The sequence below is a fragment of the Desulfobacula sp. genome, from assembly GCF_030145145.1.
Lineage (GTDB): Bacteria > Desulfobacterota > Desulfobacteria > Desulfobacterales > Desulfobacteraceae > Desulfobacula.
Genome location: NZ_JAQYWD010000025.1, coordinates 23,088 through 38,730 on the forward strand (window position 1 = coordinate 23,088; position 15,643 = coordinate 38,730).

The 15,643-nt window shown below is 45.1% G+C and carries 16 protein-coding genes; 11 read left to right on the forward strand and 5 right to left on the reverse strand.

Annotated features, from left to right (window positions below; genetic code table 11):
• Window positions 1-15 precede the first annotated feature (15 nt).
• On the reverse strand, window positions 16-360 hold the full coding sequence (locus tag Q1Q15_RS14885) for a metalloregulator ArsR/SmtB family transcription factor (protein ID WP_300461496.1): 345 nt from the start codon (window positions 358-360) through the stop codon (window positions 16-18).
• Window positions 361-644: 284 nt separating this feature from the next.
• Complete coding sequence (locus Q1Q15_RS14890; RefSeq protein ID WP_300461498.1) at window positions 645-1,451, reverse strand: DUF3786 domain-containing protein; 807 nt, start codon at window positions 1,449-1,451, stop codon at window positions 645-647.
• 428 nt (window positions 1,452-1,879) lie between these two features.
• Here Q1Q15_RS14890 and Q1Q15_RS14895 point away from each other — a divergent pair, with 428 nt between their 5' ends.
• The 8 genes from Q1Q15_RS14895 (at window position 1,880) to Q1Q15_RS14930 (ending at window position 10,191) form a co-directional block, all read left to right on the forward strand.
• Window positions 1,880-2,761 carry an ARMT1-like domain-containing protein gene (locus Q1Q15_RS14895; RefSeq protein WP_300461500.1) on the forward strand — a complete coding sequence of 294 codons (882 nt, stop codon included), beginning with the start codon at window positions 1,880-1,882 and terminating at the stop codon, window positions 2,759-2,761.
• Window positions 2,749-4,149 carry an MFS transporter gene (locus tag Q1Q15_RS14900; protein WP_300461501.1) on the forward strand — a complete coding sequence of 467 codons (1,401 nt, stop codon included), beginning with the start codon at window positions 2,749-2,751 and terminating at the stop codon, window positions 4,147-4,149. The genes Q1Q15_RS14895 and Q1Q15_RS14900 overlap by 13 nt, the downstream gene beginning before the upstream one ends.
• 309 nt (window positions 4,150-4,458) lie before the next feature.
• The gene (locus Q1Q15_RS14905; protein ID WP_300461504.1) at window positions 4,459-4,725 is read left to right on the forward strand and encodes a hypothetical protein; all 267 of its coding nucleotides are present in this window, start codon (window positions 4,459-4,461) and stop codon (window positions 4,723-4,725) included.
• 249 nt (window positions 4,726-4,974) lie between these two features.
• The gene (locus tag Q1Q15_RS14910; protein WP_300461506.1) at window positions 4,975-5,874 is read left to right on the forward strand and encodes a DMT family transporter; all 900 of its coding nucleotides are present in this window, start codon (window positions 4,975-4,977) and stop codon (window positions 5,872-5,874) included.
• A gap of 47 nt (window positions 5,875-5,921) precedes the next feature.
• The gene (locus tag Q1Q15_RS14915; RefSeq protein WP_300461508.1) at window positions 5,922-7,034 is read left to right on the forward strand and encodes a 2-hydroxyacyl-CoA dehydratase family protein; all 1,113 of its coding nucleotides are present in this window, start codon (window positions 5,922-5,924) and stop codon (window positions 7,032-7,034) included.
• 14 nt (window positions 7,035-7,048) lie between these two features.
• Window positions 7,049-8,299, forward strand: a complete 1,251-nt coding sequence (locus Q1Q15_RS14920; RefSeq protein WP_300461511.1) for a 2-hydroxyacyl-CoA dehydratase — start codon at window positions 7,049-7,051, stop codon at window positions 8,297-8,299.
• Window positions 8,280-9,056: an acyl-CoA dehydratase activase gene (locus Q1Q15_RS14925; protein ID WP_300461514.1), complete on the forward strand. Its 777-nt coding sequence runs from the start codon at window positions 8,280-8,282 to the stop codon at window positions 9,054-9,056. The genes Q1Q15_RS14920 and Q1Q15_RS14925 overlap by 20 nt, the downstream gene beginning before the upstream one ends.
• An 85-nt stretch (window positions 9,057-9,141) precedes the next feature.
• Window positions 9,142-10,191 (forward strand): lipid A deacylase LpxR family protein, encoded by a 1,050-nt coding sequence (locus Q1Q15_RS14930; protein ID WP_300461517.1) that lies wholly within the window; start codon window positions 9,142-9,144, stop codon window positions 10,189-10,191.
• Between the two features lie 31 nt (window positions 10,192-10,222).
• On the opposite strand, the gene Q1Q15_RS14935 is transcribed toward Q1Q15_RS14930, so the two are convergent.
• On the reverse strand, window positions 10,223-10,852 hold the full coding sequence (locus Q1Q15_RS14935) for a tetratricopeptide repeat protein (protein ID WP_300461520.1): 630 nt from the start codon (window positions 10,850-10,852) through the stop codon (window positions 10,223-10,225).
• Window positions 10,853-10,997: 145 nt separating this feature from the next.
• A complete protein-coding gene (locus Q1Q15_RS14940) occupies window positions 10,998-11,198 on the reverse strand; it encodes a cold shock domain-containing protein (protein WP_300461654.1) in 201 nt (66 codons plus the stop codon).
• A 419-nt stretch (window positions 11,199-11,617) separates the two neighbouring features.
• On the opposite strand from Q1Q15_RS14940, the gene Q1Q15_RS14945 reads away from it, so the two are divergent.
• A complete protein-coding gene (locus Q1Q15_RS14945) occupies window positions 11,618-11,962 on the forward strand; it encodes a CGGC domain-containing protein (RefSeq protein WP_300461522.1) in 345 nt (114 codons plus the stop codon).
• 20 nt (window positions 11,963-11,982) lie between these two features.
• The gene (locus tag Q1Q15_RS14950; RefSeq protein ID WP_300461523.1) at window positions 11,983-13,305 is read left to right on the forward strand and encodes a (Fe-S)-binding protein; all 1,323 of its coding nucleotides are present in this window, start codon (window positions 11,983-11,985) and stop codon (window positions 13,303-13,305) included.
• 89 nt (window positions 13,306-13,394) lie between these two features.
• On the opposite strand, the gene Q1Q15_RS14955 is transcribed toward Q1Q15_RS14950, so the two are convergent.
• Window positions 13,395-15,002 carry a protein adenylyltransferase SelO family protein gene (locus Q1Q15_RS14955; protein WP_300461525.1) on the reverse strand — a complete coding sequence of 536 codons (1,608 nt, stop codon included), beginning with the start codon at window positions 15,000-15,002 and terminating at the stop codon, window positions 13,395-13,397.
• 395 nt (window positions 15,003-15,397) lie between these two features.
• Here Q1Q15_RS14955 and Q1Q15_RS14960 point away from each other — a divergent pair, with 395 nt between their 5' ends.
• Window positions 15,398-15,628, forward strand: coding sequence for a hypothetical protein (locus Q1Q15_RS14960; protein WP_300461526.1), 231 nt, complete (start codon window positions 15,398-15,400; stop codon window positions 15,626-15,628).
• Window positions 15,629-15,643 lie beyond the last annotated feature (15 nt).

The window sequence follows — 15,643 nt, forward strand, 5'->3', positions numbered from 1 at the left end:
AAATTTTTTTTCCTGTTATTTTCCAACAATATCATGACGGTCAATACCCGGAAGTATTTGATTCAGCTCGCGGATCTCAGATTCATTATCCAGCCAGTGCTTCAGATTTCCGATCATGCTGGCAGAATATGGGGAACCGCTGCCGTCGGAAATAGAATAGTTGACCCATAATCCATCTTTGAAGCTTCTTACCAGCTCCGCATCTTCAAGAATTTTCAAATGCTTGCTGGCAGTCGATTGGGCAATCCCCAGAACTGTTTTAATTTCACAGACACACAGAGGACGAGATTGCAGCATCTTTATCATTTTGACCCGATTTGGATCGGACAATGCTTTCATCACTCGAATAAATGCTTTCATATTTTCCTCATATTATCGCTAGGGTTGTTTGTTTAATTCTGCTTGTGCTTCCCTGAAGAAGGTTTATCATACTCTCTTCTTTTATATATCGTTAAATCAGAATATATTAACATAAACAGTCTTTGTCAACATCTAAAATTACATGGGGTCAGGCTTGCGTTATTGACGCTTTTGCTGAATTTCTTTGCTATTACAGTCTGTTGTCAAAAGCACAATAACACAAGCCTGACTCCGTCGAACCATCAATATGAAAAGTGGGCGAAGTTAGGACCAAGCCCTAAAGTTTATTCAGCACCATGCCGCAAGGCGATCTTCTCAAACATCAAAGCAACACCCTCACAAAGCGTATAGATGGATTCAATGTCAAGATTATCATCAGACGTAACATCAAAATAGATGTGAAGACTTGCATCAAGACCATCTTCCGGCTTCCAGTAGCAAACCATTATAGGAAAAAGAGGCAAGGGATACAAAACAATTGAAATATCTGAATCAATAGGACTGACAATTTGTTTTCCATCAAAGATTTCCAGCATATCTTTAAACAGATCCGTATACGTATCGGCAACCCGCTTTACCGGCTTTTCACAACGTTGTTGAAAATGAGCATATCGGGAAGGCCCGCCAGCCAACTCCCGAAAGGTTATCCATTTTCCGTGGGGAGATTTACCCGAGCCGTTCAAAATATAGTTCAATACCGGCACCACCATATATGCATTGATATGAATTTCAGATGATATGTTTCCCTGAGTATCAATACTGAAATTCTTACCAAAAATTTTTATGGTAAGTTTATTGTTGGAAAACTTGGCTTTTAGACGGTTTGCTGCTTCGGCAATATCAATTAAAGATATCTTTTGTTTGAGTATTTCAATCGCTTCTGCTTTATATTCATCAATAGTATTGGGTTTCTCAATTGCCCCCCCATACCGTTCAACCACTTCTTTTTCCAAATAGGGGCACGCATGGATCGGTTTTTTTTCCTTAAACACAGCCACTGCAAATGCCAGACAGGTTTTTTCATTGCATTTTTTACAGTTAGAACCATTCAACAACTTAAAGATTTCCATGGGATTATTGATATGTGACATTCAAAAAGATTCCTTTTTTTAGATCTCATCTGATTGAATCATTTAAGATTCAGCAACAATTGTTTGTGTAAACAATAAAGCGGTATTTAAATTTTACAAGGAAAGCATATTCCTTTATGAAGTTTGCACCGGCTGGATTGGATTTTTGGCTGTGGTTGCCCGCAGTTCCTGCGCTTTAGACCGGTAGGGCAAATGGGCCGCCGACGGTCCGGGGCGGCATAATACCATTTTCGTTATTCGTTGTGTCGGCAGGCCGACATGTGGGTATAAAAGTTTACAACGCAAAAAAAACATGCCTGGATATCACTAAAACCATAATTAATTGTTACCTTAGCAAGGTTATTATGATAACGATTATATCCAGGAGTTGATATGGAAAAATGGTTTCTGGTCTTGGCATTTCAATATTAAAACTTGGAGCAAATAAAATGAAAGTGGAAGAAGAATGCATTCCGTGTATATTACAAATGAGTCTAAATGGGTTACGGTCTCTTAACCTTGAACCGGATAAACAAAGAACAATTTATCATGAGTTTGTTAAGTCCATAATGACGCAAAATAACATCTGGGACATTACAAGTGCAGAACTCGTTGAAAAAGTATTAATAATATTAATGGATAAAACAGCCATAGCAGACCCTTTTATCACGATAAAAGAAAAAGCAAACTCACAATTGTTATCCATTTATGACAAATTAAAACATCATGTTTCAAATTGTGATGACCCGATTTTAATGGCCACACAACTTTCAATTTTTGGAAATACCATAGATGTCATGTTATCCGGCAACCCGGAAAATAATTTGAAAAAAGTCCTGATGGCTTCCACAAAAGATATTCCGTTACATACTGAAAGTTATCAACAATTGTCATCTCAACTTAAAAATTCAAAATCACTTTTAGTGATTGCCGATAATGCAGGTGAAGCGGTCCTGGACAAGCTCTTAATTGAGACCTTATACGAAACATATCATATGGAAATGTATTATGCAGTAAGGGAAAACCCGGCCTTAAATGATGTCACATATGATGAAGCCGTCGATATGGGATTACCGGACATTGCCCAGGTCATTACGAATGGGATAGATGGCCCCCTTCCGGGAACAGTGCTGTCAAGATGCTCTGAAAAATTTTTACACGTACTGAATTCAGTGGATATGGTCATTGTTAAAGGGGGTGGAAACTTTGAAAGCCTTATAGGAGAACCAAACCTTCCCCTGAATACATTTTTTTTGTTAATGTGTAAATGCGAGGTTCATTCAAGATTCTTCAATACCCCTGTCGGACAGGCAATTATATGGGTCAATTAATTAAAAAGGAATTGTCTTTGTCCACCCAGCAGGCACAGGAAAAAGCGACACTGTTTATCTCCACACTGACATCATTTATGGGGCCGTTTATTATTTCATCTGTCAATGTCGCACTGCCATCTATCCAGAAAGAATTTAACGCTGATGCCGTCCAGCTCAGTTGGATAGCGACGTCCCTTCTGCTTGCAACGGCAATGATGCTTTTGCCGGCGGGCCGGATTGGAGATATTCACGGGCGCAAGCGCGTGTTTAAATGGGGGCTTGCCCTTTTTACCATCGCATCTGTTCTTGCCGGCCTTTCAACCTCTGTGGGGATGCTGATTTTTTTCCGAGTGCTCCAGGGGGCTGCCTCTGCCATGTTCACCGCAACAGGCATCGCTATTTTAACCTCGGTATTTCCGCCGCAAAAAAGAGGACGCGTAATGGGAATTTATGTTTCTGCCGTTTATATTGGTTTGTCGGCAGGTCCTTTTGTAGGCGGCATACTCACCCAGCACATCGGGTGGCGAAGCCTGTTTTTTCTGGTAGCGCCATTCGGTCTCCTATCGCTTTATATCGCCTCAAAATATCTGAAGGGAGAATGGGCTGATGCAAAAGGAGAAACCTTTGATGTGGCCGGCAGTATCCTGTACAGCATTGCCATCCTCTCACTGATATACGGCGCATCTGTCCTGCCGGATATCAACGCGGTCTATCTGATTATTTTCGGCCTTTTATGCCTGGGATTTTTCATATGGTTTGAGCTGCGCGTTAAACTCCCGGTTGTTAATATCCGCCTTTTCCGTGAAAATAAACTGTTCGCCTTTTCAAGCATTGCTGCGCTGATCAATTATTCTGCCACATTTGCGGTTGCATTCCTGCTGAGTCTTTATCTGCAATATATCAAGGGCATGACCCCACAGACCGCAGGGATTGTCCTAATTGCCCAGCCGGTTATGATGGCGGTTTTCTCCCCTTTAGCCGGTCAGTTGTCAGACCGTATAGAGCCCAGGAAAATAGCCACCTCGGGCATGGCCATAACCGCTATAGGGTTGTTTCTTTTTCAGTTTATAAACCGGACGACATCAATTCCCTATATTATTGGCACCCTGATTATCCTTGGATTCGGATTTGCCATGTTTTCGTCTCCCAATATGAGCGCTATCATGGGATCTGTTGAAAAACGATTTTTAGGTATTGCCTCGGGCACGGTGGGAACGATGCGGCTGCTGGGGCAGATGACCAGTATGGCAGTGGCCATGGTTATTTTTTCAATTTTCATCGGGCGCGAGGAAATAACACCGGCCAATTATGATCTGTTTTTACACAGTTTACGAATCTGCTTTACCATTTCATCTATTCTCTGTGTCCTGGGGATCTTCTTTTCTTTTTTTCGGGGGAAGAATTGACACTTATCGACCTTTTGTGACATATGCAGGGGCCAAAGTGACCGTAAAGAAAGGTGAGGCACAGATGACACTGCCGGTAAGAAAAAAATTTCTCAAAACAATTACATTATTTTCATATTTTCCCCGTTTTTAGGTATTGGCTTTCTGTTTAAAATTTCATAACACCTGTTATTTTAATCTGTTCCATGACAATGAACGGCCACGGGTCTCCATGGCATGTAATTTGCTGTCTATCATTATCAAACCACCCAGTCTGCAGGTGTTCATCAGGCTGGACCCATTGATATTAGCGCTTATCAGGAGATTTTAATGAAATATATGTTTTTAGCAGGATCATTTTTTTTCGGGATTACCGGCATCTGCCAGGCCATGGATATAATGATAAATGAAGGGGTTAAAGCGATGCACACAATGCCGGTTACCATTGATTTACACCCCATTACAATTTATTTTTATCCTGCCCCGGGGTTTATTCACATCCTTTTATTGAGCCTTGGTTTCTTCAGCCTGTTCCTTATCTGGAAAAAATTAAAGGCACTTAACATTGGCTGGATCTGGGAGTATATCCCAGATTAAGCAGATAAAAATCAGTATATTTATTTTAAGAAATTAAGGGTTAAACCGTCGGTCACGCTATCTAAATTATTTCCATCAATGATAAATGGGGGGTATATTTTGTTTTTGCCCCCCCTCTCATTCCATCATTTCAAATACCCATTAATCAAAGTATGTGAAACAGGTATAAGTGTATGGTGAACAATTGTATCTTTATTTTAACCGGTTAAAACACTATAGTCACCTGACATTAAACAAAGGGAATGCATCATGTCTGAAACGGCCAAAAAACAATCTTTTCTCATCGGTTACCTGTTTGCCTTTGGTGCAACCGCTATCTGGTCTGGTAATTTTATCATCGCAAGGGGACTCCATGACAACATTCCCCCTGTAAGCCTCGCGTTTTACAGGTGGTTGGTGGCAGTCATTGTTTTCCTGCCGTTTGCATTAAAATCGTTGATACGCGAGTGGGGCATCATCCAGGAACATCCCACCTATTTTTCAATCACAGCGCTTCTGGGTGTTACAACGTTTAACACATTGATATACATTGCCGGACACACGACAACCGCCATGAACCTTTCACTGATTGCCATCACGTTTCCTGTTTTTATTGTCCTTTTATCCAGGATTCTGTACAAAGACCCCATAACCGCCCAAAAAGGCATCGGCATCACCCTGGTATTAATCGGTGTGGTCACACTCATTACAAAAGGCAGCCTCTCGGCCCTTTTAAATATCTCTTTCAACAGGGGTGACGTCTGGATGCTGCTGGCTTCCATTATATTTGCGGTTTACAGTCTTTTTCTGAGACATAAACCAGCGGCAATCAGTGTTATGGCATTACAACTGTCCATCTTCATATTGGGATTACTTTTTTTATTTCCCTTTTTTTTGTGGGAGCAGACAACCATCCAGCACGCTATTTTAACCCGGACCACCATACCGGCAATCCTTTATATCGGTATTTTTGCCTCCCTGGGGGCCTTTGTCTTTTGGACCAAAGCCGTTGTTATCCTTGGGCCGGCCAAAGCAGGGATGGTGTATTATACACTCCCGCTTTTCAGTGGATTTTTAGCCTATGTCTTTTTGCTTGAAAGTATTAATATACTTTATTTTTTTAGCATGCTGCTTATTTTTATGGGTATTGTAACGACCAATCGCGGGTGAAAAAGGGGTTTATGGTATGCGTTTGATACCGATCAGGAGAAAAAAATATGAAGGAAATTGAATCTTTTCATGATGCCATTCGAGACGTTTCAGCCATTGCATACACCATCAAAAAAAAGTCCAAGAAAATCATTGGATACCTGTGTTCCTATGCACCCGAAGAATTGATCGTTGCCGCCGGATGTCACCCCATGCGGCTGTTTTCTTCTAAATCAGATATTGTCCTGGCCGAGAATCATCTCCAGGCCTATTGCTGCTCCCTTGTCAGGGGCGTGCTGGAAGACAGCCTGTCAGGACGACTGGACTTCCTTGACGGCACCGTGTTTCCCCATACCTGTGATTCCATCCAGCGATTGAGCGATATCTGGCGCATGAATGGACGATATGAATTCTTTGCTGATGTGGTCTTGCCGGCCAAACTCAACACCCAGAGCGCCAGGACCTATATGAAGGACGTGCTGACCCGATTTAAAACAGATCTGGAAGCCGCCACCGGTAAAACCATCACTGATGCAGATCTTAGCGATGCCATTAAAAAAGTCAATCTGATCCGCAACCATCTCTCAACGATCTATACCCTCAACTCCCGGAATCCGGGATTGATCACCGGTGGTGATCTGTACGCCATTGTAAAGGGGTCCATGGTGATGGACCGGGATATAGTGGCAGATCTGTTACCCGTCATTGTGACTCGGCTTGAACAAACACAGCCGCCGGTAACCAGTGCCAAGCGAATCGTTGTTTCAGGGTCAATCTGTGATTCCCCTGTATTTTATACGGCAATTGAAGCGGCCGGGGGGGTAATTGTGGGGGATGATCTTTGTACCGGCCAGCGCTGGTTTGAAGGAAAAATATCCGAAGACATAGACCCTTTGACTGCCATTTCCGAAAGATATATGGACCGTATGAACTGCCCGGCCAAACATACAACACTGACGGCCCGGGGTGAAAACCTCCTTGCCCTTGCTGAAAAAAACACGGCCCATGGAATTATTTTTATGCTTCAAAAATTCTGTGATCCCCATGCCTTTGATACCCCCTACCTTAAAAAATTCCTTGATGAGAAAAAAATCAAGCATATGGTCCTTGAAATGGATGATCAGCAGCAAAGATCCGGGCAGTTATCCACCAGAATTGAAACCTTTATCCATATGATATAAAAAAGGACGCTTCCATGCCAGACACGCCTTTGGAAACAAAAAAAATAACCGCTGCAAAAAAAATGCGGGAGTTGATGACCCACTATTATATCGATGCGCTGAGCGCTTCCCAGAACAACAAACAGGTGGCCTGGATTACTTCCGGCGGCCCTGTCGAACCATTGCTGGCCATGGACATCATCCCGGTTTACCCGGAAAACCACGGGGCCATGATCGGTGCAGCCAAAATGGGTGAAAACCTCTGTGAAAAGGCGGAAAACATGGGCTACAGTTCAGACCTGTGTGCCTATGCAAGAGCTGATATCGCCTGCTCTGTGTTCAAGGGTGGCCCCCTGGGCGGACTGCCCAAACCGGACATGTTGATCTGCTGCAATAATATCTGCGGTACGGTGCTCAAATGGTATGAAGTCCAGGCACGGTTCTATAACGTTCCCCTGTTTATCCTGGACACCCCCGTCTGCCATACCGGATACACGGCTGAAATCGCCAGGTACGTCCAGGCACAGGTAGATGAATATATTGCCTTTCTTGAAACCCTTACCAAACGAAAATTTAATCGTGATAAAATGGCTCGCATCGGCAAGCTTTCCATTGACGCACAACGTCTCTGGCAAAAAGTCCTCAACACAACCGCTCACAAACCATCCCCCATGTCGGCATTTGATGCTTTTTTTTTCCTGGCCCTGATCGTCACCCTTCGGGGGACACAGATCGCTGTTGACTTTTACACAGACCTTTTAGCAGAAATGGAAGAACGGATAAAAAACAATATCAGCAGCATTCCCAATGAACGCTACCGGCTGTTGTGGGACAACCTGCCCATCTGGTATCAACTCAAATGGATGTCCGGCAAATTTTCAGAACATCATGCCTGCCTGGTGGCAGATACCTATACCTCTGCCTGGTGCGGTACCCTGGACTATATTGATGAACATCATTATCTGGATTCCATGGCCCAGGCCTATACCCGGATTTATCTGAACATCGGTGTTGACCAGATGGCAGACCAGGTGATCGACATGGTTCGCTGGTATGCTGCCGACGGGCTGGTGATGCATTCAAACCGGTCTTGCAAGCCCTACTCTTTCGGCCAGATGGACATCATGAGAATCGTCCGGGAAAAAACAAATATTCCCGTGCTCATGATAGAGGCAGATATGGTGGACCCTGGAAATTTTTCGCAATCCCAGGTGGAAACCCGTATTGATGCATTCATGGAAATCGTAAAACACAGGGGGCACGGATATGATGTATGCCGGCATTGATATCGGTTCAAATACTGCAAAGGCCGCGGTGATAAAAGATGGACAGCTTCTGGGCACCCAGGTCATACCCACGGGATATAATCCTGTAACGGCAGGGATCAAGGTATTTGATCTGCTGTTGGAAAAAACAGCTCAGGTAAAAACCGAGATTGCCGCCATTGTTGCCACAGGATATGGCCGTGCCAGTGTCGAGTTTGCAGACAAGGCCATGACGGAAATCATCTGCCATGCAACCGGTGCCTATTTCATGAATCCAACGATCCGGGGAATCATTGATGTTGGCGGTCAGGACAGCAAGGCCATTCTTCTGGATACCAGTGGCCGGGTGGAAAACTTTGCCATGAATGACAAATGTGCCGCAGGTACGGGACGATTTCTGGAAGTCATGGCCAATACCCTGGAAGTGACATTAGATCAACTGGGAAACTTCAGCCGCCGGGCAGACACCCCCTCAAAAATCAGCAGTATCTGTACCGTATTTGCAGAATCTGAGGTTATTTCCATGATCGCCAACCAGCAGCGAAGAGAAAATATTATTGCTGGATTACACGAATCTGCTGCAGCCCGCGTTGCCATCCTTGCCAACAAAATAAACATCCGGGAACCGGTTATGATGACAGGGGGGGTGGCAAAAAACAGTGGCATGGTAACGGCCCTTGAGAACCGCCTTGGATTTGAACTCCTGGTGGGTGAACTGGCCCAGGAAAACGGCGCCATTGGTGCGGCAGTGCTGGCCTCAAATCTGTCAAACAAATAGGATACATCAAGCAGGCCAAGTGCTTTTAAGACTTTCTTAATTCTTTCGGATGGGTTAAATAGACAGTTTTAATCCATGGAGGTGTATGGTGGTTTCATCGAGTGCTGTCAGCCGCGGTTGCTGTATCTGCATCATTTTTTGTGGGTTGTTTTTTTCACCCAGTGCATGGGCCAGGGAGCCCGCTGACCTCCAGACCATTCAGGTCTTCTTTGAAAATGATCTTTTTGGCGATACAGATAAATATTATACCAATGCCATACAAATCACCTGGCTTTCCAAAGACCTGAAAAAATATGCGGATGACGTGCGCCTGCCGGAATGGTCCATTCCCATTATCCGGGCCATCCCCTTTTCAGGTGATCCGGGAAGTATCCATACGGTGGGTCTGTTGGTAGGACAGCAGATCTTTACCCCATCGGATATCCAGACACCGACATTGCTTGAAAAGGACCGGCCATATGCTGGTTTCCTGTATGGTGGACTGGCCCTGCACAGTAAAACCGATGCCGTCCTTGACACCTTGGAAATCACCCTGGGCGTTGTGGGTCCTGGGGCTGAAGCCAAATTTGCCCAGAACACGGTCCATGAAATAAGAGACATCCCCACGGCAAAAGGGTGGGACAACCAGCTTCACAATGAACCGGCAGTGCGGTTTTCCTGGCAGCGCAAATGGCGCCGGCACAGCATGGAACTGTCAGACAGCCTGGCGTATGACCTGATTTCCCATGCCGGGATAACCCTGGGCAATGTCAGAACCTCCGGCAATGCCGGGGGTGAAATCCGTCTCGGATATCATATCCCAAAAGATTTCGGGTCTGATGTGATCCGCGCCGGCGCAGGGGTCAGTGCCCCTGTCACTGGCCAGTCAGCATCAGAACCGGCTGCATTTGGCGCACACCTGTTTGCCAGTTCCCAGGTGGAAGCCGTGCTCCATGATATCTTTCTTGACGGTAATACCTGGAAACACAGCCACAGCGTTGATAAAAAACTGCTGGTGGCAGACCTTTCTGTGGGACTTGCCGTCAACTTTAACCGGATCAAACTGACCTATCGTCATCTTTTCAAGACCAAACAGTTTGACGATCAGCGACAGGGCCAGACCATCGGCTCCCTGACGTTGATCTTTTCCTTTTAGCTGCAGCCGTCTGGATTTTTTTAATCCATCTCTATGGCTGCTTTTTCATTCTTTGAACCAAGGCATCAACGGATTCACCATTGGGCGCCATGGCCAGGGGGTTTTGTGCAACCAATGCTTCCCATGCCTCGATACCACCGGCCACATCATTCAGGTCATGCAACAGGACAATGCCTTTGTTAAATCGTGCCGTCTCAAATGAAGGATCGATTGCAATGGCCTTATCAAAGGCTTCAATGGCCTTTCGAGGCTGGTTATTTCGCCGGTACATGACCCCCAGATCAGTGATCACCCCAATCTTACCCGGCTCAATTGCCAACGATTTTTCATACGCATCAATGGCCTCTTTCACTTGATTTGAATCAAAGAAAAGATTGCCCAGCTGGGTCCAGGCCTCGCCATCTTCGGGGTGTTGTTTTAAATATTGTTCCAGCGGTAAAATTTTTGCAGAAAACTCGATGGCATTCACCGGTTGCCCCCCTGTCTGATTCGTATTCATTGCAACCTTGCCTTGCGGCTGAACCGGTTTGTCAGAAGATAGTTTAAACGAGGCATATATCGTTCCTGCAATAAATCCAATACACAGGGACAGCAGAACTGCAGTGACAAGGGTCTGTTTTTTTACAGTGTCTGTCTTCGTTGTTTCTGTATTTTTCACCATAATAAAAGCCTTTTTGATAAGGGTTGAAATATTATCACTGAAACGATCGAACGGGAAAAACTTAAAAAGCCCTCAACCAGATCAATGGTTAAGGGCTTTTTTTCACGTCATTGAAATGACGATTTTAATCAAACAAAATACTCACTTAGTCAACGGTAACATTCGTTGCTGCAGGACCTTTTTGCCCTTGTTCAATATCAAATGTAACATGATCCCCTTCTTTCAGGGATTTAAACCCTGTTGCATTGATACTTGAGTGATGTACAAACAAATCATTTCCATCTTCCTGCTCAATAAACCCAAATCCTTTTGCGTCATTAAACCATTTTACGATACCTTTAGCCATACTGGCAATCTCCTGTAATAAAATAAATAATCGTGTTCCAAACTTGAGGAGTAATGCCATTTTTTTCGGGAATACACCTTGAGAAAGAAACCGTTGCACTGACTAAACTCAGCACACAAATAAATAGTATAACATTGCAGGAGAATGTCAAGGGACAAATCCGCCACACAGCGATCCTCATTAGGGTTGTATTTCAATCCTTCTCCAGCAAACATGTCGCAGATTTAACACCGTTTTTGAATGAATAGTCGCACGATTGCAATCCTATAAAATAAAACAGGCAATCCCCAAAAACATAACCCTCTAAATTTATAAGCTTTTTAAAAAAAAGCAATTGACTCCCTTTTTGGCATGCATTGTGCTTTTCCTATTTAGAATTGCGATGTAAAGATGATTTTAAAGCAAGGAGAGACCTAAAAATGGAAAACGTAGCGGTTGTCGGATGCGGGTCATACATGGATCAGGGATATGGTTGCCCTGGCGAATGGCGGTGTCTGAAAGCAGCCTCCCAGGGTGACGGTACATTCCAGAACCCATCACAAGTTGTTGCCTTTATCAAATGCGAATGTCCCGGACGAACGGTTATCCCCAGTATCGGCATGGCAATAAAATTGTCTGAAATCAAGCCGGATAAAATATATTTGAGTACCTGCCTGGCCAATGCGGTACCGGGATGTCCTTATACCGGCGCAAAAGACCTGGCAGACATCATAGAAAAGAAGACTGGAATTGAGGTTATTGTCGGTACCCACGATTACCACTAAATAATAGAAAGGATAGATCAATGGCAGAAGCTGTCATTAAGCTTGGAAATAGGAAACGAAGCAGAATTTTTTTAGATAAAGTCAAAGAATTACTGCCGGACGGCGGTAATTTAAACGCCTGTTTAACTTGCGGCGCATGCGCCTCAGGATGTCCTGCCACAGGACTTGAGAATATGGATCCTAGAAAATTTCTTCGAATGGCTGCGTTAGGTATGGATGAGGAAATTGTCAAATCTAACTGGCCCTGGATGTGTACGATGTGTCAACGTTGCATTTATGTATGTCCCATGCAGATCGATATCCCCCAATTGATCTTTAATGCAAGAAAATTACGCCCCAGAGAAGAAAGACCAACAGGAATTCTCGGGTCCTGTGACATGGCCTTAAGAAATGAAAGTTGCAGTGCCATGGGAGCCACCCCAGAAGATTTTGAGTTTGTTGTCGGAGACGTATTGGAAGAGTATCAGGAGGCCCAGCCGGAGTTTGAAGATATGCAGGCACCCATTGACAAAGAAGGTGCCGAATTTTTCTTGAACCAGAACTCCCGGGAACCTGTGACAGAACCGGATGAAATGGTACCCCTTTGGAAAATCCTTCACCTGGCAGGCGTTGACTGGACCTATGGCAGTCGTGGCTGGGGGGGTGAAAACTATTGCATGTTCCTGGCAGATGATGATGCCTGGAAACAGACGACAGGCACAAGTGTGGATCAGGCCAACAAGCTGGGGGTGAAGACCTTTCTCAATACCGAGTGAGGTCACGTTACCTTTTCAGTCCGGGCCGGAGTGAAAAAATACAATCTTGAACATAACTTTGAAATCAAAAACATTTATGAATATTATGCAAAATGGATTCGTGAAGGAAAATTAAAGGTCAATTCCGACTGGAATAAAGACCTTAAAATAAAATTTACCGTACAGGATCCCTGTCAAATTGTCAGAAAAAGCTATGGGGACCCCATTGCCGAAGATTTGCGGTTCGTTGTCAAATCCATTGTCGGAGAAGAAAACTTTATCGATATGCAGCCCAACAGATCCAATAATTATTGTTGCGGTGGCGGCGGCGGTTTCCTTCAATCCGGATTTAAAGACGAACGCCTCGAATACGGAAGATTAAAAGATCAACAGATTAAAGCCACCGGGGCCGATTATTGTATTGCAGGCTGTCACAATTGCCATGCTCAGATCCATGAACTGAGTGAGCATTATGGTGGAAATTATCCTGTAGTTCATTTGTGGACTTTAATTTGCCTTTCATTAGGAATATTGGGACCAAATGAAAGGGAATATCTGGGTGATGACTTAAAAGAAGTAAACGTTTTTCACCCGGAAACGGCCCTTTAACCTCCATAACCGGCTGGAGAATAATTTTCCATTCTCCAGCCACAACTCCCTCTTCCAAATATTTCTTACCTCGGTGTTGCTAAAATGTGTCAGGAACTGCAGGACAACATAGAGCAGCCAGGTCTGTGGCGAGCCCATTCAGGCCTTTTTTCTGCAAATTCTTCCCGGTCCGGTTGTTCATCATACGGCTTTCGCATCACATCAAGCAATTCCCAAACCCGGGAAAAATCATTTTTTTCAGCCCGGTCAATGGCGGTCTGGGCCAGGTAATTTCTCAAGACATATTTAGGATTTACCCGGTTCATTCGTTGCCTTCTGTCCCCGGGGGAACCCTTATCCTGGGCTATTCTTTTTTGATAAAGGGCAAGCCAGGCATTCAACCGCATCACCTGGGCCCGGGTGATGCGGTCCGGGGCATAAAAGGCGGTTTCCAAAAAAGAGGGAACCTTATTTTCAGACAATTCTTCCGGGGCAGTCAAAAGGGAAAGTCCCCGAAAAAAAAGCGTGTAGTCGGTTTCCACCTGCTGAAGAACCTCAAGCAGGTCTGCGATTATGGCGGCGTCAGAAGCGGGTTCAAAGTGTTGAAATCCCAGCTTTTGAGCCATCATGGCATTCTGGCCCTGCTGGACATATGCCAGGGCATCATCAACAGCCGCCTGAATCGGCTCCAGGTGCTTGACCACCGGAAAAATGGCATTGCCCAGCTGCCCCAGGTTCCACAGCGCTATCTGGGGTTGATTTTTAAAGCAGTATCGGCGGCCGGCGGCATCTGTGGTGTTGGGTGTCCATCCGGGAGTGTAGTCTTCCAGCCAGCCATAGGGGCCATAATCAATGGTCAGCCCCATAATAGACATATTGTCCGTATTCATTACCCCGTGGACAAATCCCACCCGCATCCAGTGCAGGATCATGTCCATGGTCCGTTTACAGACCTCCCGGAACCAGGCTTCATAAACCTCCTGGGATGGCGTTCCCAGGTGAGGAAAATCCGTTGTGATCGTGTAATCCATGAGACGTTGCAGAAGGCTGTTTTCCCCCCGGGCCGCCAGGATTTGAAAATTACCGAACCGGGTGAAAGATGGGGAAAGCCGGCAGACAACCGCACCCGGTTCCAGTTTGGGATGACCATCATAAAACATATCCCGTTCCACGGCTTCTCCTGTAAGGGTCAGGCTCAGGGCCCGGGTCGTGGGTATCCCCAGGTAAAACATGGCCTCACTGCACAAAAATTCCCGGATGGAAGAGCGGAGCACGGCCAACCCGTCGGCCGTCCGGGAATAAGGCGTGGGACCGGCGCCTTTCAGCTGCAACATCCACCGTTCATCCCGCTGATTGATAATCTCTCCCAGGTTGATCGCCCGTCCATCTCCCAGCTGACCGGCCCAGTTGCCGAACTGATGCCCCCCGTAACACATGGCAAAGGGATCCATCCCCGGCAAGAGATAATTCCCGGTAAAAACCCGGGCAAAAAAATCTGATTGACAGGTTTCATCTTTCAAATCCATGAGCCGGGCCGCTGCCGGGGAAAACGCAACAAGCCTGGAGTCAGCTGTTGGTGTGGGTGTCACCCGGGAATAGCAGGCCCCTGTCACTTGACGCCGGGTATTGGCCATATCCGGGTCACCGGGCAACTCCCGGACAAACCGATTGTCAAATGTCAATGTTTCCAGGGTATGATATGTTCTTTTAGGTGTCATAGGTGTAATGTCTCCCCTTTTAATCTCTAAATAGTGTTTGAACGGAAACTCACCCATCTGCTGCGTTGCTGCAAAACTCTGAAATCCTCATGTACACTAGTACACTCCGGTTTCAGAATTTCTTGCGCCTTGCATATGGGCAACTTTCCGTCCAAACACGGGTTTCCGTTCAGGCACTAAATAGTGGCCGTTCAGTGGTCTTCCCGACCAAATTCATACTAGGTTTGACTAACATTGTAATCATTGATTTACAAAATAACAGGTGGAAAAAGATTAAACAGAATATTTGCTGATTTAAAAAACATAAACTTGACATCTCTATATTTCATCGCAATAGTATACCTAAGCCTGTTCACAAACATTTATAATGAATCACTTAATAAAAGAGGTGACCCATGGCAGAACTTCATACCTGCAAAACCTGCGGCAAAGTGGCAAAGGACCAAGGGCATTTGTGCGACCCGGTGAAACTAACAAAAGCATATACCTGTGAAGACTGCGGCGTATCTTCCACGGATGCCAAACATATCTGTAAACCCATGCTGGGAAAATTAAAATATACCTGTGAGGGGTGCGGTCGGGTGGCGATATCATCAGACAGGTTGTGCAAGCCCAAAGAAATTTAAAAACCGAAAAAAATT